Annotated in this window: 10 protein-coding genes and 1 pseudogene; 4 read left to right on the top strand and 7 right to left on the bottom strand. The window is 65.5% G+C overall.

Going from position 1 to position 21,594, the window contains the following annotated elements:
- Window positions 1–34: 34 nt before the first annotated feature.
- Window positions 35–2,887 carry a membrane-targeted effector domain-containing toxin gene (locus tag AC6I6U_RS13585; protein ID WP_497882430.1) on the top strand — a complete coding sequence of 951 codons (2,853 nt, stop codon included), beginning with the start codon at window positions 35–37 and terminating at the stop codon, window positions 2,885–2,887.
- Between the two features lie 41 nt (window positions 2,888–2,928).
- Here AC6I6U_RS13585 and AC6I6U_RS13580 read toward each other — a convergent pair whose 3' ends face one another.
- The 5 genes from AC6I6U_RS13580 to AC6I6U_RS13560 all read right to left on the bottom strand — a co-directional run bounded on the left by AC6I6U_RS13580 (window position 2,929) and on the right by AC6I6U_RS13560 (window position 7,362).
- Window positions 2,929–3,153 (bottom strand): MbtH family protein, encoded by a 225-nt coding sequence (locus AC6I6U_RS13580; RefSeq protein WP_010446886.1) that lies wholly within the window; start codon window positions 3,151–3,153, stop codon window positions 2,929–2,931.
- A gap of 83 nt (window positions 3,154–3,236) precedes the next feature.
- The gene (locus AC6I6U_RS13575; protein WP_497882429.1) at window positions 3,237–4,649 is read right to left on the bottom strand and encodes an aspartate aminotransferase family protein; all 1,413 of its coding nucleotides are present in this window, start codon (window positions 4,647–4,649) and stop codon (window positions 3,237–3,239) included.
- Window positions 4,650–4,793: 144 nt separating this feature from the next.
- A complete protein-coding gene (locus AC6I6U_RS13570; protein WP_497882428.1) occupies window positions 4,794–5,270 on the bottom strand; it encodes a GNAT family N-acetyltransferase in 477 nt (158 codons plus the stop codon).
- 89 nt (window positions 5,271–5,359) lie between these two features.
- Window positions 5,360–6,691 (bottom strand): sensor histidine kinase, encoded by a 1,332-nt coding sequence (locus AC6I6U_RS13565; protein ID WP_497882427.1) that lies wholly within the window; start codon window positions 6,689–6,691, stop codon window positions 5,360–5,362.
- Window positions 6,688–7,362 carry a response regulator gene (locus AC6I6U_RS13560; RefSeq protein ID WP_497882426.1) on the bottom strand — a complete coding sequence of 225 codons (675 nt, stop codon included), beginning with the start codon at window positions 7,360–7,362 and terminating at the stop codon, window positions 6,688–6,690. Before AC6I6U_RS13560 ends, AC6I6U_RS13565 begins: the two co-directional genes overlap by 4 nt.
- Before the next feature lie 179 nt (window positions 7,363–7,541).
- Here AC6I6U_RS13560 and dsbD point away from each other — a divergent pair, with 179 nt between their 5' ends.
- From dsbD to dsbG, 3 genes are read left to right on the top strand one after another with little or no spacing between them, the layout of a single operon-like run.
- Window positions 7,542–9,305 (top strand): protein-disulfide reductase DsbD, encoded by a 1,764-nt coding sequence (gene dsbD / locus AC6I6U_RS13555; protein WP_497882425.1) that lies wholly within the window; start codon window positions 7,542–7,544, stop codon window positions 9,303–9,305.
- Window positions 9,306–10,175: a TlpA family protein disulfide reductase gene (locus AC6I6U_RS13550; RefSeq protein ID WP_497882424.1), complete on the top strand. Its 870-nt coding sequence runs from the start codon at window positions 9,306–9,308 to the stop codon at window positions 10,173–10,175. It begins immediately after the preceding gene.
- A complete protein-coding gene (gene dsbG / locus AC6I6U_RS13545) occupies window positions 10,151–10,930 on the top strand; it encodes a thiol:disulfide interchange protein DsbG (RefSeq protein WP_497882423.1) in 780 nt (259 codons plus the stop codon). The genes AC6I6U_RS13550 and dsbG overlap by 25 nt, the downstream gene beginning before the upstream one ends.
- Window positions 10,931–11,104: 174 nt before the next feature.
- Here dsbG and AC6I6U_RS13540 read toward each other — a convergent pair.
- Both AC6I6U_RS13540 and AC6I6U_RS13535 read right to left on the bottom strand, forming a co-directional pair.
- Window positions 11,105–20,844: pseudogene (locus AC6I6U_RS13540) on the bottom strand (non-ribosomal peptide synthase/polyketide synthase); the annotation flags it as partial.
- Complete coding sequence (locus tag AC6I6U_RS13535; RefSeq protein WP_497883028.1) at window positions 20,829–21,542, bottom strand: substrate-binding periplasmic protein; 714 nt, start codon at window positions 21,540–21,542, stop codon at window positions 20,829–20,831. The gene AC6I6U_RS13535 and the pseudogene AC6I6U_RS13540, both read right to left, overlap by 16 nt.
- Window positions 21,543–21,594: the final 52 nt, after the last annotated feature.

The following is a 21,594-nucleotide window of genomic DNA, read 5'->3' as shown; positions in this document are numbered from 1 at the left end:
CTGGTGAGAACACAACCCACGAAAGGATTCCACCATGTCTCCCAAGCCCCCCATTCGCCCTGCTACATCAGGTGCCAGCCAACCCGCCACGCCGGCAACCAGACCGCCCGACACCAGACCGCCCGACACCAGCCCGGCGATACCCAGCCGCCTACCCGGCAGCACCACGCCGGTGCTGCCCGGCGGGACCGGGCATATACCGGCCAGCACGCTGGCGACCATCCCCGCCACGCAGGCCCCCGGCCCTGCCACGCTGGTCATCAGCCGCCTCAGCAGTGCCACTACCGATAGCCTGCCAGTGGGCCGCCCCTTGAGTGCTTATGCCAGGCCCACGCCGAAAAACCTGCCGCCCGCCGACAGCGACGGCTTTCGGCTGGTCCAGCAGCGCCGGTTCGTCAATCTCGAGGATGGCCAGGTCGTCATGGTCCGCTATGACGAAAGTGTCCGGTCCTACTGCGCCCTGACCCGGGAAGAACACCGGCCCTCGGGCCCGGCCTTGTACCGGGTCGGGAGCAGCGATATCTGGAAAGAAAACCGCGCGGCCAGCACTTTGCGCCAGTATCAACTGCCAGTGACGCGCTCAGCCGAGCCCGAGTCGGCCAGAGGCACGGCGGCGAGTGGGCACACCGACGAAAGCGCCAACGACCAGGCACTCCTGCAATGCCGGGCACGCTTGCTGGCCGATGCCGAGGTTTTCTTCAAGGACTACACGTTGCCCGAGCGCCCGCGTTTGCCTGAGCTGAAGCCGGAGATGGGCGAACGAGCCCTGATCGAGACACTTTGCCGAGACAGCGACGGTGTGGTCATCGGCGAAAACCACGCCGATTCAGGCGGCAAGCTGTTCCTGGTGAGCAATATGGCGACCCTGGCTGAACACGGGGTCAGGACACTCTATCTGGAACGCCTGAGAACGGACGTCGAACAGGTTCACCTGGACATGTTCCATGACACCGGGACCCTGAGCCCCGCCCTGGACCGTTACCTGCGAACACTGGACGGCGACTACGGCGACGCCTCACCAGGCACTTGCAGTTACCGCCAGTTGATCCTCACCGCCCGTGCCCACGGCGTCCGGGTGCAGGCGCTCGATTGTGCCGCCAGTGATTCGCTGCGCGTGCGCGACCCTGACCTTCTTGCCCGGGCTTCGGCACTGGGCTATCACGCCCATCAAGTCATCCAGGCAGCTCAACCGGCTGGGCAGCAAGGCAAGTGGCTGGCACTGGTGAATGTTCATCACGCCAATGGCTTTGCCCCCAAGGCCGCGCCAGGACTGAGCTGGCTGCAAGGGGTCATGGGAGTGGAGGTCGAAGATGCCATGAGCGGCCCCGCCATACGCGTGGCCCCGGCCCGCAAGCATAAGGCGGACGACCCGATGCGCCTCGTCGGTGCCGACCTGAAGCTGGCCGTGAAGGTGTCATGGCAACAGGCCTTTGAACTTCCCTTGCAATATCGAACAACACTGCAGGATCGGATTCGAAGCCCGGAAGAAATCGTCAGGAGAACCCACGTCAGGCTCAACGAACGCGCTACGGGCGAGACGGCCATCAGTGACTATCTTCAGCGCGTGGGCAGCCTGAACGACGCCAGCACGACATTTTTCTCAGGGTATAACGGCAACCGCCGTGCCAAAGCGCAGATTCCCACACTACCGGCCGACAGCACCGCACCACGGATCTTTGAAACGCTCTATGAAAACAATAATGGCCTGGTACTGGCGGCCGAGCAGGGATCCCTCACCGCGAGGAAGCTTGTGCTCGACCATATGCAGACCCTGGCGACACTCAAGGTTGAAACACTCTACGTGCAAAACCTGCTGAGCGACCTCGACCAACCCTTTATCGACAGCTTTCAGGCAACAGGCATCATGCCCAAGCGTTTTGAAAGAACCCTGGTAGCCGAGGATCTGCACCAGGCGCTTGGCCTGACGAGTGAATATTCACTACAACGCCTGCTGGTCAGCGCGCGCGAGCACGGCATCAGGATCCAGGCACTCGACATGGCCGCCAGCTACCGGAAACAGCAGCACAAGCACAATGTGCCCGCCTTCAACTACATCGCCCATAAAATCATCGACGGCGACCAACACCACCAGGGTACGCACAAATGGCTGGCACTGGTACTGGATGTCCACGCCGGCAACGTCAGGGGAGTACCGGGCCTGGGGCAACTGCAAGGCGCCCCCAGCCTGCGGACTGTCGCCATAGGGCCGCTGGCCGCGCCGAAGGTCAGCCCCGACTCAGGGTCCGTAGAGCGCTTTTATGGTCGCGAGGAGTATGTACGCGCGGACCTGACGCTGGAGGTCAACACCCCATCCGCCCCCAGACAGCAGGTTGCCCAGAACATCAGGCATTGCTTGAGCGTACGGGAGGTGGAGCCAAGCTTCCTGATTGAAAGGCAGGGGGACAATTTCATCGTCGTGCAGAGAAGCTATCGCATGGACGCGGATCACTACGAGGAGACCCTCATCGAAATACACGATGGCAAATACTCCCTACCGCAAGGCTCCACCCTGTTCAATGGTGTGCGATACCACAGCCTCGCGGACCTGGCCTGGGGGCTCAGGGGTGAGGGCCGCGTACAGGTCGCGGACGTCCCTGGAGTCATACCGATTCCCGCGACGCCCAGGCTCGATACCCACCCGCAACTCAATCGACCCGGCATGTTTCTCATCGACGAGGTGGCAAATGGCCCCGTGCTGATCAATCGCTCCCGGGATCGCTCACTGAGCGTGACGCCGATCCGGCGCGACCCGGCAGGCAAGTGGTACATCAACCACAGCCGCTGGGGCTACGATGAATCCAGACACTTTGACAGCCTGGACGAACTGAGCCGTGACTTGATACAGCATGTGAACCTCAGCGCCTACAGCGCCTCTTCCGATCTCTGAGAGCCGCCCCCCGATCCATTTTCTGGAACGGGGGCTACCCTTCAGCCGGCCAGGGCCTGGGCATCCATTTTCTGGCGCAGGCTCAATGGACGCATGTCGGTCCAGACTTCCTCGATGTACTCCAGGCACTCTTTCTTGAAACCGCTCTTGCCGACGGTGCGCCAGCCGTTGGGGATCGCCTTGTAGTCTGGCCAGATGGAATATTGTTCCTCGTGGTTGACCACTACCTGAAAGACGATGTCGTCGCGGTCGAATACTGAAGTCATTGCGGTTCTCCCTAAGAGTGGAATGAGGCCACGCCAATCGCGCAGCACTCGTGTAGATGAAAACGTTCGGCGCTGCCGAAAAATTAGAGTGCAGCCACCGCCGCAGCCACGGCCTTGCCAAAAATCCGCGCCACCTCGTCCACCTGGGCCGGTGTGATCACCAGCGGCGGCAGGAAGCGCACGACCCCGCCGTGCCGCCCACCCAGTTCGAGGATCAGCCCGCGCTTTAGGCACTCGCGCTGAATCAGCGGCGCCAGGCGCGGCAAGGCCGGCGGATGGCCCTGGGCATCCGGGGTACCTTTCGGATCGACCAGTTCGACGCCCATCATCAACCCGCGCCCACGAATATCGCCCAGGTGCGGGAAATCGCGCTGCAACAAGCGCAGGTGTTCAGTCAGGCGCTCGCCCATCGCCGCCGCGTGGGCCGGCAGGTCATGCTCCTTGAGGTAGCGCATCACCGCGGAACCCGCGGCCATCGCCATCTGGTTGCCACGGAACGTTCCGGCATGGGCACCCGGCGCCCAGGTGTCGAGCCAGTCGCGATAGACCATCACCGCCAACGGCAGGCTGCCGCCAATGGCCTTGGACATCACCACCACGTCCGGGACGATACCTGCATGTTCGAAGGCGAACATCTTGCCGGTACGGCCAAAACCGCTCTGGATCTCATCAACGATCAGCGCCACGCCGGCTTTCTCGGTGATCTGGCGCAGGCCGCGCAACCACTCGATATCGGCCGGGATCATGCCGCCCTCGCCCTGCACCGCCTCGACGATGATCGCCGCCGGCAGTTGCACACCGCCTTCCGGGTCGTTCAGCAGGTTTTCCAGGTAATGCAGGTTGACCTTGACCCCGGCCGCGCCGCCGAGGCCGAACGGGCAACGGTAGTCGTAGGGATACGGCAGGAACTGCACGCCGTTGCCCAGCAGCGCGCCGAGGGGTTTCTTCGGCCCCAGGCTGCCCATCAGGCTCAACGCGCCCTGGCTCATGCCGTGATAGGCGCCCTGGAACGACAGCACGGTGCTGCGCCCGGTGGCGGTGCGCACCAGCTTGAGGGCCGCTTCCACCGCATCGGTGCCGGTCGGGCCGCAGAACTGGATCTTCGCTTCCTTGGCCAGGGCTTCAGGCAGCAGGCCGAACAGGTCCTGGACGAACTGGTCCTTGACCGGCGTGGTCAGGTCGAGGGTATGCAGTGGCAGTTCGTCGGCCAGCACCTGCTGGATCGCCTCGATCACCACCGGGTGGTTGTGCCCCAGAGCCAGGGTGCCGGCACCGGCCAGGCAGTCGATGAAACGACGGCCCTCGACGTCCTCGACATACAGGCCCTTGGCCCGCTTGAGGGCCAGCGGGATGCGCCGCGGGTAGCTGCGCGCATTGGATTCCTGGCGGTTCTGCCGGGCCAATAATGGCGACTCTTCGAACTGGTAGAGCGTTTCCGCAGCAGGATGGCCGGAGTGGACCGACGGCTTTTCGATAAGGCTGGTGGCGACTGACATCTCTCTATCCCTCAATACGCAGGTGTGATGGCCAAAACCTTCCACTCGCGCGCGGGTACGTGCACGCGAATTTCATGTTCAGGAAACGCACCAGCCGAGTCGGGATTTACACCCGCCGAGGGATTTATCCGCGAAGCGCCCCACTCACGGCAACCGCTTGTGCATCGGAATCGCGGTCAGCCCCTGTACGCTGAATGTACGCTCCGTCTGGCGATAGCCCAGATGCCGGAAAAAACCCTCGCCAGTCAGGGTACTGTTGAGCCACGCCATACCGTGTCCCGCCTCCACCAGCCAGGCTTCCAGCCCATCGACCAGCGCCCGGCCAACACCATGCCGGAACCATTCCGGCTGCACATAGCACAACAGGATCCGCCCATCGTCCCGCGCCATGCCCAGGCCCGCCGGCTTGCCTTGCAGGTACGCCAGGTTCAGGTGCAACCGTCGGTCGGACAGCCAGGGCAGGATATGCTCGGCGCTGCGGGTACGGGTCCAGGCCTTGAGCCGCGAGGGCTCGTTGCGGTGGTCGAGCGAGCAGCCGACCTGGATCGACCGCAGGAGTATCCGGCTGATGATGCCGGCATCGGCGGCACTGGCCGGTCGAATATCGATGGCTGTGTCCATGGCGCATGACCTCAATCCGTTGAGTGACAGGCGTCAGACGATACTGCCGGGGGATACGCCCGGCGAGCCGGGCGCGGTGACAGGATTTTTCAGGTGCCGGTCGGCTGCAGCGGCATGGTCAGTTCGACCCGCAGGCCATCCGGCCGGCTGTCGAAGTGCAGCACGCAGCCGCAGCGCTGGACGATCGCCTGGACAATCGCCAGGCCAAGGCCGCAGCCGGTGCTCTTGCCGTTGCGCCAGAAGCGCTGGGTCAGGTGCTGCAGGTCGTCCTCGGCGATGCCGGGCCCATGGTCACGGACCTGGAAGCGCACGCGATTGCCGATGGTTTCCACGTTCAACTCTACCGGCGCATCCCCCGGTGTGTGGCGCAGGGCGTTGTCCAGCAGGTTGCGCAAGGCGGCAATCGACAGGGTCGACGGCATCTCCAATGGTGCCGAGGAGCAGTGCTCCGGCAGGTGCAACTCGATACGCTGGCGGGCGCCGGTGGCCGAATCCTGGATCGCCAGGCGCGCCACCTGTTCGGCGGTGCACTGCACGCCATCATCGAACGACAGGCTGCCTTCGACCCGGGCCAGCAGCAGCAACTGCTCCAGGGTCCGGTGCAGGCGATCGGCACCGGCCTCGGCGTGGGCCAGCGACTGGTCGCGGGCCGCACCGTCGGTCATGCGCGCCACTTGCAGGTGGGTCTTGATCGCCGTCAGCGGGCTGCGCAGTTCGTGGGCGGCATCGCCGGTAAGGCGACGTTCACGCTCGATAGCCTTGCCGATGCGCTGCAGCAATTGGTTCTGGGTTTCCAGCAAGGGTTTCAATTCGCTGGGCAGCGGATGGATCTGCAACGGCTCAAGGGAATCGGGGCTACGCCGTTTCAACGCGTCGCGCATGCGCTTGAGCGGTGCCAGGCCTTGGCCGAGCCCCAGCCAGAGCAGGAACAGGCAGACCAGCAAGGCCACGCCCACCGGCACCGAGGCCGCCAGCAGCACCGACAGGTTTAGTGCCTCGCGCTCGACCTGGCGATCGGCGGTGGTGATATGAATGTCGCCGCGCACCAGGGTGAAGGTGCGCCAGGGCGCGCCGTCGATCATCTGGTCATGGAAGCCGACGCTGTGAGCCTCCAGGGCCTGCTCGGGGTTGTTATGGCTGCGGGCCAGCACCTCCCCGCGCAAGGAACTGACCTGGCAGGCCATGCCGCCGGTGATATTGAGCTGTTCGGAACTGAAATGCGTGACCTCGCCCCTGCCCGACATCGCCGGCAACTGTTCCAGCAACCCGGCCACCATCCGCGCCGAAGCCACCAGCCGCTGGTCGAGGGAGAACATCATCTGGTGGCGCAGGTCGCTGAGCATCCAGGTGGCGGCCAGGGCCCAGATCAGGATGAACGCCGAGCCGATGGTCAGGCTAAGGCGCAGTCGCAGGCTCATCATGCTTCTCCGTCACCCGCCGGCCCCAGGCGATAACCCAGGCCGCGCACGGTCTCGACAATGCCATTGCCCAGCTTGCGGCGCAGGTGGTGGATATGCACGTTGAGGGCATTGCTTTCCAGCTCGTCGCTGAAACCGTAGACACTGTCCTTGAGCTGCTCGCTGGACAGCACCCGGCCACGGTTGTGCAGCAGTGCCTGCAGCAGCGCCTGTTCGCGCCGCGAGAGGTCCACCGACTGACCGTTGAGGGTGGTGACGCGGCTGCTCGGGTCATAGCTGAGCGGGCCATGCTCGATCAGGTTGACACTGCGCCCGGCCACCCGGCGCAGCAAGGTCTGCAAGCGGGCGAACAGTTCGCGCAGGTCGAACGGTTTGAGCAGGTAGTCGTCGGCACCGGCCTGGAGGCCGTCGACACGGTCGGTCACCGAGTCGCGGGCGGTCAGGATCAGCACCGGCAGTTCCAGCCCCTTGCTGCGCAACTGGGTCAACAGCTTCAGGCCGTCTTCGTCGGGCAGGCCGAGGTCGAGCACCATCACGTCGAATTGTGCCGCACGCAGCATGGCCCGCGCCGCGGATGCCGTGGCGACGTGCTCCACGGTCATGCCCTGGGCGGTCAGGCCGGCGACGATGCCGCTGGCGATCAACTCATCGTCTTCGCAAACCAGTACGTGCATGGGATTACCTGTGCAAATATGTCCATTGGAACCCGGACGGATTAAGCGGCGATTATGCCGCGACTCCTTAAAGATAGTAACGTTCACGCCCGCGACAGCCACCGCTGGCGCGGGTTAATGATCGGTTAATCGCTGGCCAGCACTCTTGGCCGGACAAGCTTGTGCACCAAGGACTTTTTATGCGTTGGGTGTTGACCTTTTTTTTCCTGATCTTCGCCAACCTGGCCCAGGCCGGCAATGACCCGTTCGCGGTGAAAAAGCCGGACTTTCCCCCCGCCAGCCAGGTTTTTGTCTTCAGTTCGGAAAAGCTGGCATCCGGCCAGACCCGCCTGTACTGGCAGATCAGCGACGGTTACTACCTGTACCAGAAACGCCTGAAGTTCGATGGCCTGGAGCCGGCGCAACGCCCGGCCCTGCCAGAGGCGCTGGCCCACAATGATGAGTTCTTCGGCGACCAGCCGGTCTATCGCACCGAGCTGGAAGTGCTGGTTCCGGCCGACGCCCATGGCAAGGTCAGCGTCGGCTGGCAAGGTTGCGCCGATGCCGGTCTGTGTTATCCGCCGCAGACCCAGGTGGTCGACCTCGGCGATCAGGCGGCAACGCCACAGAAACAGGCCAGCCCGCAAGCGGCTTCCACCCAGCCGGCGCAAGCCCAGGACCAGTCCCTGGCCAGCAGTTTGAGCCAGCAGACGCTGGGCTGGAGCCTGCTGGCGTTCTTCGGTCTCGGCCTGCTGCTGGCCTTCACCCCCTGCACCCTGCCGATGCTGCCGATCCTCGCCGGCATCGTCGTCGGCAGTGGCGCCAGCCCGCGGCGCGGTTTCGCCCTGGCCGGCAGCTACGTGGTGAGCATGGCCCTGGTCTATGCCGGCCTCGGTGTGCTCGCCGCGCTGCTCGGCGGCAACCTGCAGGCATTTCTGCAACAGCCCTGGCTGCTGGGCAGCTTCGCCGCGCTGTTCGTGGTGCTGGCCCTGCCGATGTTCGGTTTCTTCGAATTGCAGTTGCCCAGCGCCCTGCGCGACCGCCTGGAGCGCGCCGGTGAAGGTCGCCGCGGTGGCAGCCTGGTCGGCGCAGGGATCATTGGCGCCCTCTCGGCCCTGCTGGTCGGACCGTGCATGACCGCACCGCTGGCCGGCGCCCTGCTGTACATCGCCCAGAGCGGCAACCTGGTGCTCGGCGGCCTGGTGCTGTTCAGCCTGGGGATCGGCATGGGCCTGCCGCTGTTGCTGCTGGTGACCGTGGGCAATCGTTTCCTGCCCAAGCCGGGGCTGTGGATGGATCGGGTCAAGGCGCTGTTCGGCTTCCTGTTCCTCGGCACTGCGATCGTGATGATCCGCCCGGTGGTCGGCGAGTCGCTGTGGATTGGCCTGTGGGGCGCCCTGGCCCTGGTGGTGGCCCGCTCGCTCTGGACCTTGGCGCGGCAACCCGGCCGCACGGCGCTGGCCGCCGCCTGCATCAGCCTGTTGCTGGGCCTGTGGGGCAGCCTGCTGGTGATCGGCGCCGCCGGTGGCGGCAACGACCCGTGGCGCCCGCTGCAGATCTACACCGGAGGTAACGGTCCGGTGGCGGCGAGCCATGCCAGCTTCGTCACTGTCAACGACCCCGCCGCGCTGCAACGCGAACTGGACGCAGCCAAGGCCAACGGCCAGTGGGTATTGGTGGATTACTACGCGGACTGGTGCACCTCGTGCAAACTCATGGAGAAACAGGTATTCGCCAGGCCCGAAGTGATCGACGCCCTGCGCAATGTGCACCTGGTACGCCTGGACGTGACCCGCGACAACGCCGCCAGCCAGGAACTGCTCGGTCGCTTCGAGGTACCCGGTCCGCCGACCCTGCTGTGGATCGCCCCGAATGGCAGCGAACACCGGGCCAGCCGCATCACCGGCGAAATCGACGCCGCCGGTTTCCTGCAGAACTGGAACAGCACACGGGATGACCGCTAAATGCTGACCCTGACCCTCGGAACCTTCGCCCTGTCGATCAACCACCTGCTGTTGCTGCTGGCCCTCGCCCTGGCCACGCTGGTGGGCTGGTGGGTGGCCAAGCGCGGTGGCGACAACCCGGAGTCGCTGCTGTTCAGCCTGTTCATCCTGGGGATGCTCGCGGCCCGCGGCAGCTTCGTGATCGCCTACTGGAGCTACTTCCGCAACGACCCGCTGCAGATCCTCGACATCCGCGACGGTGGCTTCCTGCCCTGGCCCGGCCTGCTGGCGATCCTGCTCGGTGCGCTGTGGCGGGCCTGGCGTCGGCCGGCGCTGCGCAGGCCCCTGGGTTTCGGCCTGGGCAGCGGGATCGCCTTCTGGCTGTTGGCGACCTTCTTCACCACATTCTATGAACAAGGCTCGCGCTTGCCGGCCATCACCCTGCTCAATGCCGAGGGCCATGCGGTGCAGTTGAGCGACTATCAGGGCGGGCCGCTGGTGATCAACCTCTGGGCTACCTGGTGCCCACCCTGCCGTCGGGAAATGCCGGTGCTGCAGAAGGCCCAGCACGAGCGCCAGGACGTGACCTTCCTGTTCGTCAACCAGGCCGAAAGCATGCAGAGCGTGACCACTTTCCTGATGACCCAGGGCCTGAACCTCGACAACGTACTGTTCGATGGCCGTGGCCAGTTGGCCCAGAGCGTCGGTTCCATGGCCCTGCCCACCACCCTCCTGTACAGCGCCGAAGGCCAGTTGCTGGGCAGCCACCTGGGCGAACTGTCCGAAGCCAGCCTGGCCCGCGCCCTTGAAAATTTCGGCCCCCCACCCTCCAACAAGGCCGCCGTGGCCGCTGCAAGGAAACCGTTATGCCCTTCAAACGCCACCTGCTGAACCTGAGCTTGGGCAGCGCCATCGGCGCCTTGCTGTTGCAGGCGCCTGTGTCGCAGGCCGAAGAACTGCCCGCGCCGATCAAGAGCATCGAAGCCAAGGGCGCGAAGATCGTCGGCAGTTTCGATGCCCCCGGCGGCCTGCGCGGCTACGCCGCCCAATACCAGAACCGCGGCATGGCGCTGTACCTGACCGCCGATGGCAAACATGTGATCGCCGGCAACCTGTATGACGCCGACGGCAAGGACCTGAGCCAGGCACCGTTGCAAAAGCTGGTTTATGCACCGATGTCCAAGGAGGTCTGGGGCGAGATGGAAAAAAGCAACTGGATCGAGGATGGCAAGCCGGATGCGCCACGCATCGTCTATCTGTTCAGCGACCCGAACTGCCCGTACTGCAACATGTTCTGGGAGCAGGCCCGGCCCTGGGTCGAGTCCGGCAAGGTGCAGTTGCGCCACATCATGGTCGGAATCATCCGCGAGGACAGCCCGGCCAAGGCCGCGGCGCTGTTCGCCGCCAAGGACCCGCAACAGGCCCTGCACGACCATGAAAAGGCCGGCAAGGGCAGCTCACTCAAACCGCTGGCGAAGATCCCGGCAGACATCCAGGCCAAGCTCGACGCCAACAGCAAGCTGATGGATGAGCTGGAGTTGTCGGCTACCCCGGCGATCTTCTACCTCGACAACAACGGCGACCTGCAACAGCAGCAGGGTGCGCCGTCGGCGGACAAGCTGGTGAAGATTCTCGGGCCGAAGTGACACCTGCTGGCGATACCGGCGACGACACCACACCTGTAGGAGCAGGGCTTGCCCGCGAAGCTGCTAGCGGCCTTGAGGGCCCTTTCGCGGGCAAGCCACGCGCCTACAGGTGCGTCGGGTACCCGAACCGGTAGCAGCAGGGCGTACCGGGCCGGTATCCTACAGTGCCCTGGACTACAACCCCTCCAACTCCGCCATCAGGTCGCTCAAGCGATCGACCTTCTCCTCACTGATCTCGTCGGCCTGCAAGCCATCGATATAGCCGGCCAGCTCCTCCACGGTGCTGCACTCGAACATGGCCCGCAACGGCACATTGCGCTGCAGGGTCTTTTGCACCCGTGACGCGATCTGCGTGGCCAGCAGCGAGTGCCCGCCCAGCTCGAAGAAGTTGTCCCGCACACCGACCCGCTCGACCTTCAGCACCTCGGCCCAGATGACCGCCAGGGTCTCTTCCAGCTCATTGCGCGGGGCCAGGTAGTCCTGGCTCTGCAACTGGCCGATTTCCAGCGCCGGCAGCAGCTTGCGGTCGAGCTTGCCGTTGGCGTTGAGCGGCAGGCGCTCCAGCCACAGCCAGTGCAACGGCACCATGTACTCCGGCAGTTCGGCGCGCAGGCGCTGCTTGATCCGGTCCAGGCACTCGGTCTGGCCCAGCGCCGAGTCGGCGGCCACCAGGTAGCCGACCAGGTGCTTGCCGTTGACACCCTCCTGCACGCCCACCGCCGCCTCGCGGACTTCCGGCTGCTCGTGCAGGCGCGCCTCGATTTCCCCTAGTTCGATCCGATAGCCGCGGATCTTCACCTGATGGTCGATCCGACCGACGTACTCCAGCACGCCATCGCTGCGCCGCCGCGCCAGGTCGCCGGTGCGATACAGACGCTCGCCCGGTGCCCCGAACGGGTTCGGGACGAAGGCCTGGGCCGTGCGCAGCGGATCGCTGACGTAACCGCGGCCGACACCGGTACCGGCCACGCACAACTCACCCACCGCACCCAGCGGCACCAGTTCATCGGCACCGTCGAGCAGGTACAGGCGGTTGTTGTCGGTCGGCGTACCGATCGGCAGGTAGCTGCCACGGGTCGAGGCCAGGTCGACGCGGAAGAACGCCACGTCGTCCGAGCACTCCGCCGGGCCGTAGGCATTGACCAGCCCGACCTGTGGATAACGCAGCAGCCACTGGTGCGCCAGCTCCGGCGGCATCGCCTCACCGGTCGGCAGCATCCAGCGCAGGCCGTCGAGGCTGATGTGGTCCTGGGCCAGCATGCCCTGGATCAGCGACGGCACGCTTTCCAGCACGGTGATCCGTTGCTGCCGGACGTGTTCGAGCAGCCCCTGCGGATCATGGGCGATCGCATTCGGCACGATGTCCACCCGCGCACCAAACAGCGGCGCAGCGAGGAACTGCCAGACCGAAATGTCGAAGCTCTGCGAAGCGGTCTGGGCAATCACGTCCGATTCGTCCAGTTGCAGGTACGGCACCTTGCTCAACTGGTTGTTGAGCATGCCACGCTGCTCGACCATCACGCCCTTGGGCAGGCCGGTCGAACCGGAGGTGTAGATCACGTAGGCGAGGTTGTCCGGGCCACTGTAGATACCCGGGTTGGCCAGCGGATACGCGCCCTGCTGCACCTCTTCCCAGACCAGCAGCCGCGGCCGCTCGCCACTCAGCTCGTCGAGCAGCGCCTCGGCCTGGACACGGCAGGCCGCCGTGCAGACCAGCAACGGCGTGCGGCTCAGTTCGATGATCCGGCCCAGGCGCTGGCTCGGCAGGCCCGGATCCAGCGGCAGGTAGCCGGCACCGGCCTTGAAGCTGCCGACGATCATGCCCAGCAGGTCGAGACTGCGCTCGGCCAGCAGCGCCACCGGCTGGTCGACCTTGACCCCGGCGGCCACCAGGGCATGGCCCAGGCGGTTGCCGGCGTGGTTCAACTGCTCGTAGCTGAGCTGCAGGTCCTGGCAGGTCGCGGCGATCCGCTGCGGATGAGCGGCGACCTGCGCCTCGAACAGCGCCACATAGCTCTGTTCCAGCGGATACTCGTGCTGACTCTGGTTGCACCCCTCAAGCAGGAACTCACGCTCCTCGGCCCCCAGCAGCGGCAACTGGTCCATGTCGCCATGGAAGCCCTCCACCAGCGCCAGCAACAGGCGCTTGAACTCGCCCAGCAGGCGCTCGACGCTTTCGGCCTCGAAGTAACGCTGGTCGTAGGACAGGTGCAGCCCCAGGTCATCACCCGGGTAGCAGACCGCAGTCAACGGGAAGTTGGTGTGGGTACGGCCCGAGTCCGACGTGGCATTGAGGCTCTGCGCCCGATCCAGCACCGAGACTTCCACCGGCGCGTTCTCGAACACGAACAGGCTGTCGAACAGCGGCTGGCCCTTGGGCAGCTCGCTCTGCTCCTGGATGGTCACCAGTGGCAGGTATTCGTACTCACGCAGTTCCATGTTGCGTTCCAGCAGCCCGCCGAGCCAGTCGCGCACGCTGCAGCCGGCGCCGTCTTCCGGCAGTTTCACCCGCAGCGCGATGCTGTTGATGAACAGGCCGACGGTGCGTTGCATCTGTGGCATCTCCACCGGCCGCCCGGCCACGGTGACCCCGAACAGCACATCGCGTTCGCCACTGAAGCGACGCAGGACCAGGGCCCAGGCCGCCTGGGCGAAGGTGTTGACGGTCAACTGGTGCTGCTGCGCCAGCTCGCGCAGGCGCGCTCCGTCACGCGGGTCGAGACGGGTATAACGGTCACCTACCACCATGCCGCCGCTGTCGCCGGCATGTTCACGCAGGAACGGCCGGTCGCTCGGGATGTGGGTGGCGCGCTCGAAGCCCTGCAGGTTGCCCTGCCACCAGCGCCGGGCCTCGGCCAGGTCGCGGCGTTGCAGCCAGCCGATGTAGTCGCGGTAGCGCGGCGGTACCGCCAGTTGCGCTTCGCGGCCCTCGCCGAGCGCGGTGTAGATCTCGAAGAAGTCGTTCATCAGCAACGAACGGCACCAGGCATCGATCAGGATGTGGTGGTTGCTCATCATGAACCAGTAGCGCGCCTCGCCGACCTTGATCAGGCGCAGGTGGAACGGCGCCTCGCGCAGCAGGTCGAAGCCGGCCTCGCGTTCGGTCTTGAGCAGTTGTTGCAGGCGCGGTTCCTGCTGTTCCTCGGCCTCGGCGCTCCAGTCCAGGTATTCGAACGGCGTACCGCCCGGCTTGTGGATAACCTGCAGCATGTCTTCGCCGACGTTCCAGCAGAACGAAGCGCGCAAGGCTTCGTGGCGGCCGATCACCGCCTGCCAGGCCTGGGCGAAACGCTGCGGATCGAGTTCGCTGTTGATCCGGTAGCGGTCCTGCATGTAGTACAGGCCGGTCCCCGGTTCCAGCAGGGTGTGCAGCAGCATGCCCTCCTGCATCGGCGTCAATGGGTAGACGTCTTCGATCTGCCCGGCGGCCACCGGCAGCACGTCCAGTTGTGCCTGGGTCAGGCGCGCCAGCGGGAAGTCCGAAGGCGTCAGGCCGCCAGCGTCGTCGCCCAGGCAATGTTCGACCAGGCTGCCCAGCTCCGCCAGGTAGGCGTTCGCCAGCTCGGCAATGGTCGCGTTATCGAAACGCTCGCGGCTGAAGGTCCAGCGCAGCACCAGCTCGCCGCCATAGACCTGGCTGTCGATGCTCAACTCGTTGGGCAGCGGTGCCTCGGCGCCATGGGCTTCGCCCGCCGACTCCTCCAGCGGCCGGAACAACGCTTCGTCGCCAAAACTCTGGTCGAACTGCCCCAGGTAGTTGAAGGTGATCGATGCGACCGGCAGGCTCACCATCGCCTCGCGCAGCGACGGCTCGGCCAGGTAGCGCAGCACGCCGTAGCCCAGGCCCTTGTGCGGCACGCCGCGCAGTTGTTCCTTGATCGCCTTGATCGAATCACCCTGCCCTGCGGCCTCCTCGATGTTCAGCGGGGTCAGGCGTACCGGGTAGGCGCTGGTGAACCAACCGACGGTGCGGGTCAGGTCGATTTCGTCGAACAGGGTCTCGCGGCCGTGGCCTTCCAGCTGTACCAACGCCGACGGCTGGCCGGTCCAGCGGCAGACCACCCGCGCCAGGGCGGTCAGCAGCAGGTCGTTGACCTGGGTACGGTAGGCGCTCGGCGCCTGTTGCAACAGGGCCCGTGTGCGGGTCGCATCGAGGCGCACACTGACGGTGTCGGCATGACGGTTCTGCAGTCCGCCCTCGGGGCGCTCGCACGGCAGCCCAAGGTTCGGCCCGGCCAGTTGCGCCTGCCACAGTGCCAGTTCCTCACGCAGCGACTCGCTGCCGGCATAAGCCTGCAGGCGGTTCGCCCAGTCGCGCAAGGAGCTGGTTTTCGCCGGCAATTGCACCGGTTCGGCAGCCAGCACCTGGCGATAGACGTTCTGCAGATCTTCCAGCAGCACACGCCAGGACACGCCGTCGACCACCAGGTGGTGAATCGCCAGCAGCAGGCGTTGCTCGCCCTGCGGTCCCGCCACCAACAAGGCGCGCAGCAGCGGCCCGTGTTGCAGGTCGAGGCTGCGTTGCGCCTCGGTGAACAGCGCCGTGCACTGGCTCATCGCCGAGACCTGAACCTGTTGCAGCAGTGTCGCCTCGTTTGGCGCCCGGTACTCGGCGCGCCACTGGCCAGCCGCGGCGGTGAAGCCCAGGCGCAGCGCATCGTGATGCTCCAGCAGGGCCGCCAGGGCCTGCTCCAGGGCATGGGGCTCAAGTGCACGAACCGGTTCCAGTACCAGCGCCTGGTTCCAGTGCTGGCGCTCGGGGATGTCGCTGTCGAGAAACCAGTGCTGGATCGGCGTCAGGCTCGACTCGCCACTGAGCAGGCCCTGCTCGGCGGTGATACGTTCGCTGCGGGTCGCCACAGCCGCCAGGCTCTGCACGGTCTGGTGCTGGAACAGGTCGCGGGGGCTGAAGTGAATGCCCAACTGCCGCGCGCGGCTGACCACCTGGATCGACAGGATCGAGTCGCCACCGAGTTCGAAGAAGTTGTCATTCAGGCCGACCTGGCCGACGTTGAGCACGTCGCGCCAGATACCGGCCAGGTGTTGCTCCAGCTCGTTGCTCGGCGCCACGTACTGCTGGCGGTTGAGCTCCGGGTCCGGCGCTGGCAGCGCGCGGCGGTCGAGCTTGCCGTTGGCGGTCAGCGGCATGCTGTCCAGCAGGATCAGGTGGGTGGGCACCATGTAGTCCGGGAGCTGGCTCTTGAGGTGCACCTTGAGCGCTTCGCGCAGTTGCAGTTGCTCGGCTTCAGGCCCGGTCGCGACATCGCTGACCAGGTAGCCGGCCAGTTGCTTGCCACCCGGCGCATCGAGCGCCAACACCACGGCCTCGCGGATCGCCTCATGCTCCAGCAGGCGGTTCTCGATTTCCCCCAGTTCGATACGGAAACCACGGATCTTCACTTGATGGTCGATCCGGCCCATGTATTCCACCTGGCCGTCGCCACGCTGGCGAACCAGGTCACCGGTGCGATACAGACGCGCACCGTCAGCCCCGAACGGGTCGGCAACGAAGCGTTCGGCGGTAATCCCCGGACGCTCGTGATAGCCCACGGCTAGGCCGGCACCGCCGACATACAGTTCCCCGGTGGCACCTTGCGGCACCAGTGCCAGGTCGGCATCGAGGATGTAGGCCACCCGCGCACCGATCACGGTGCCGATCGCCACACTGCCCGCGCCCTCTTCCAACTGCTGCGGCGCCAGGCTGGCCAGCGGCATGACCACGGTTTCGGTCGGGCCGTAGGCGTTGAAGAACAGGCTCGGCTGGAAGGCCGCGCGAATACGCTGCAGGTGCTCGCCGGTCAGCGCCTCGCCGCCGGTGATGCACATGCGCACCGGCAGGGTCTGCTCCTGGGTCGCCAGCCATTGGGCCAGCTGGCTGCCGTAGCTCGGGGTGAAACCGAGGATGTTGACCTGCTGCTGGCGGATCAGTTGGCAGATTTCCTCGGCATCCCACTGGCCTTGTGCACGCAGTACCACGCGGGCACCACTGAGCAGCGGCACCAGCAGGCGCTCGGTGGCGGCGTCGAAGTTGATCGAATAGAAGTGCAGCTCGCAATCGTCCGAGCGCATGTCGAAACGGCGGATCACCGCCTCGCAGTGCATGGCGATTTCACCGTGGGAGACCACCACGCCCTTGGGCTTGCCGGTAGAACCGGAGGTGTAGATCAGGTACGCCTGGTGTTGCGGCAGGCTGATGAACGGCATTTCTTGACCGAGTGGTCGGCCAACGCCGGGCCGTCCTGCTCCAGGCACCACTGCGCGACACCGGCCGGCAACGGACCGAGGGCTTCGAGCAGCGCACGATGGCTCAACAGCAGGCCGACGCCGCTGTCCTCGATCATGTAGTGCAGGCGGTCGAGCGGGTATTCCGGGTCCAGCGGCACATAGGCACCGCCGGCCTTGAGGATCGCCAGCAGGCCGATCACCATTTCCAGCGAGCGCTCCAGTGCCAGGCCGACCCGCACCTGCGGGCCCACGCCCTGCTCACGCAGGCGCCAGGCCAGGCGGTTGGCCTGGGCGTTCAGTTCGGCATAGCTCAGGGTCTGGCCAGCAAAGGTCAGTGCCGGCGCATCAGGACGGGCTTCGGCCTGCTGGCGGAACAGTTGGTGGATGCACTGGTCGAGCCGCTGCTCGCCGGCTTCCGCGCCGAGACTGGCGAACAGCGCCTGCTGCTCGTCGGCCTGCAGCAGCGGCAACTCGCTCAGGCGCTGCTGTGGATCGCCGATCAGCGCCTCCAGGAGATTGCGCCAGTGGGCGGCCATGCGCGCAATACGCGGCTCGTCGAACAGGTCAGTGCTGTAGGTCAGGCAGCAACCCAGGCGATGGTCGAGGTCGGTAACTTCCAGGTTGAGGTCGAACTTGGTCGCCCGGGCATCGTTGACCAGGTACTCGACGCGCATGTCGCCGAGGCTGCGGCTTTGCTGGAATTCCCAGCGCTGGACGTTGCACATCACCTGGAACAGCGGGTTGTAGGCGGCGCTGCGTGGAGGTTGCAGGGCTTCCACCAGATGGTCGAACGGCAGGTCCTGGTGGGACTGGCCCTCGATCACGGTGTGGCGGACCTGTTCGAACAGTTCGCCGACACTCATCTGCCCGTCGAGCTGGCAACGCAGCACCTGGGTATTGAGGAACGCACCGATCAGCCCTTCGCTTTCCGGACGGATACGGTTGGCAACCGGCGCGCCGATGCGCAGGTCGGTCTGGCCGCTGTAGCGATAGAGCAGTACCGACAGCGCGGCGGTCATGGTCATGAACAGGGTCAGGCCATGCTGCGCGTTGAAGGCACGGACCCGTGCCGCCAGCTCGTCGCTGAGGTCGAAGCGGTACAGCTCGCCACGGTGGCTCTGCACCGGCGGCCGTGGGCGGTCGCTCGGCAATTCGAGCAGTGGATGTTCGCTGCCCAGCTGTGCGGTCCAGTAGTCCAGCTGGCGTTGACGCTCACCGGATTCCAGCCACTGGCGCTGCCAGACACTGTAGTCCAGGTATTGCACCGGCAACGGCGGCAGCGGCGACTGGCGTTCATCAATGAAGGCTTCGTAGAGCGCGCTCAATTCACGGGCGAAGATGTCCATCGCCCAACCTTCGGTGACGATGTGGTGCAGGGTCAGGACGAAGTAATGCTCCTGCGCCCCGGCCTTGACCAGGCAGGCACGCAGCAGCGGCCCGGTTTCCAGGTTGAACGGCAGGTGCGCCTCGCTGTCGGCCAGTTGTTGCAGGCGTTGCTCGCGCGCTTCGCGATCGAGGGCGGAGAAGTCCTTCCAGGCCAGGCGTACGCCGGTCTCGCTGGACACCCGCTGGTGCGCCACGCCGTTGCTGCTCGGGAAGGTGGTGCGTAGGGTTTCATGCCGCTGGATCAGCGCCTGCAACGCGGCCTCGAAGCAGGCCACGTCGAGCACGCCGGTAAAGCGCGCCATACCGCCGACGTTGTAGGCCGGGCTGTCCGGCTCCATCTGCCAGAGGAACCACATGCGCTGCTGTGAATAGGACAACGGCACCGGCTGGCTGCGGTCGACCGTGCCGATGGCCGACTGCTGGTTACGTCGGCCGGATGCCTGGAGCTGCTGCACCTGCTCGGCAAACGCGCCCAGTTCCGGGGCCTCGAACAGCACCCGCAGCGGCAGCTCGACATCGCAAGCCTGGCGAGTGCGGGAAATGATCTGGGTGGCCAGCAGCGAATGGCCGCCCAGGGCAAAGAAGTCATCGCCCAGGCCGACCTGCGGCTGGCCGAGCACTTCACGCCAGATCGCGGCGATCTGCTGTTGCAGCGCGGTCACCGGCTCGATGTGTTCGCGCACCTGCCACTGCGGTTCCGGCAGGGCCTTGCGGTCCAGCTTGCCGCTCGGGCTCAGGGGCATTTCATCCAGGCGCAGCAGTTGTGCCGGCACCATGTACTCCGGCAGTTCCGCCGCCAGGGCCGCCTTCAGCTCGGCGACCTGGGCCTGCTCGGTCTCGGTCGAACCGGGGCTGGTGAAGTAGCCGATCAACTGCGCACCGGCGACAGTCTCGCGCACCAGCACCACGGCCTGGGCGACCCCTTCCAGGGCCAGCAGGCGTGCCTCGATTTCCTCGGGTTCGACGCGGAAGCCGCGCAGCTTGACCTGCTGGTCGAGACGGCCGAGGTATTCCAGCACACCATCGGCGGCCCAACGGGCACGGTCGCCAGTGCGATACAGACGTTCGCCGATTTCGCCCAGCGGGTCGGCGACGAAACGCTCGGCGGTCAGGCCGGCGCGTCCCAGGTAGCCACGGGCCAGGCCGATGCCACCGATGCACAGCTCACCCGGCACGCCGTTGGGCAGCGGGTTCAGCTCGGCATCGAGCACCCGGCAGATCACGTTGCCCAGCGGACGGCCGATCGGTGAACGCTCGCCATCACTCGACTGGCAGTGCCAGTGGGTGACGTTGATCGCGGTTTCGGTCGGGCCGTAGCGGTTGTGCAGTTGTACCTGCGGCAATTGCTCCAGCACCCGGTTGCGCAGTTCGGCCGGCAGCGCCTCGCCGCCGCAGAACAGCCGGCGCAGGCTGCTGCACTGGGCCACCAGCGGCTCGTTGATGAACAGTTGCAGCAGTGGCGGCACGAAGTGCAGCGTGGTCACGCCAAAGGTTTGTACCAACTGGGCGATGCGATAGGGATCGCGATGTTCGCCGGGACCTGCGATTACCAGTTGGCAACCGGTGATCAGTGGCCAGAAGCATTCCCAGACCGATACGTCGAAGCTGATCGGTGCCTTCTGCATCAGCACGTCGCTGGCATCCAGGGCATAGGTCGCCTGCATCCATTGCAGGCGCTCGGCCAGTGCCGCGTGGGTATTACCGACGCCCTTGGGCTGGCCGGTGGAGCCGGAGGTGTAGATCACGTAGGCGAGGTTGTCGCCGTGCAGGTGCAAGCCCGGTGCCTGGCTTGGCCAGGTGTCGAGCTTGAGCAGGTCCATCGCCACCGCACAGACGCCCGCTGCCGACGGCAGGCGGTCGACCAGGTGGCTCTGGGTCAGCAGCAGTTCGACACCGCTGTCGGCAAGCATGTAGGCCAGGCGTTCGCTCGGGTAGTCCGGGTCCAGCGGCACATAGGCACCACCGGCCTTGAGGATCGCCAGCAGGCCGACCAGCAACTGCGGCGAGCGCTCGGCGGCGATAGCCACGCGAACATCCGGGCCGACACCCTTGTCCCGCAGGTAGTGGGCCAGGCGGTTGGCCTGGGCATGCAACTCGGCGAAGTCTAGACGACCACCGTCCCACACCAGCGCGGTACGCTCGGGGGTCAGTTGGGCCTGGCGGTTCAGCTGTTCCGGCAGCCATTCGCTGGCCGGGGCGCAGGGCGCGGCACCCCACTCGGCCTGCTGCTCACGCTCACGGGCAGTCAACAGTGCCAGGTCACCAATGGCCTGTTCCGGCTGCCGGGTCACCTGTTGCAGCAGGCTGACAAAATGCTCGGCCAGGCGGGCGATGGCAACTGCTCCAGCAGCTGGCTAAACGCCTCCCCTGTAATGGGCGCCTTGGGCCGCAGCAGTGCGTAATGGTGATAAACCTGATCGATCCGATCCGAAATCAGCAACTCCTTGGCCGTCCCCGGATTACGGCTCAGGTAATCGAACAGATACGAGCGCGTGACCAACGCGATATCCGCCCTTCCCCGCAGCACCATCAACAGATTGCTGTCATGCGAATAGGTCAGTGTGGCGTTGTAGGTCTCGGCCAGATACTTGGGATCGGCATTGAACTGCGCAAACTCATAGTGATACCCACTGAACAACGCCAACCGCTTTCCCTTCAGGTCAGTGAAATACCCCTGTCCCCGATCCGGCTTGCGCTGGGCGACGAACACCTCGGCATCCTCCAGCCCCATGTCGACATTCACATGGGCGATATCCTTCCACCCCCACTCCGGATTCTCGAAGATCGCCATATCGGTACGACCGTCCTCGAAATCGCGAAAGCGCCGGGGAATCGACGTCGGCACCAGCACGAAATGATAGTCGCCCTGCAGCGCATTGAGCGCCTCGGCCAGTTGCGGCAACACGCCAGTATCAGCGCCCTGCTCGGGCCGAATGGTGTAGGGAGGGAAATGCGCGGCACCGATCCTGACTTCCTGGGCCGCCGAAACCGGTTGGACCATCAGCACACCCAGCGCCAACCCTAGAACTCGGAATGCCGTCCGCACTGGCGAA

The organism is Pseudomonas sp. UTLPPB19802, assembly GCF_059730225.1.
The sequence above is the reverse complement of the archived record's forward strand: the minus strand, read 5'-3'. Positions and strand labels throughout refer to the sequence as shown.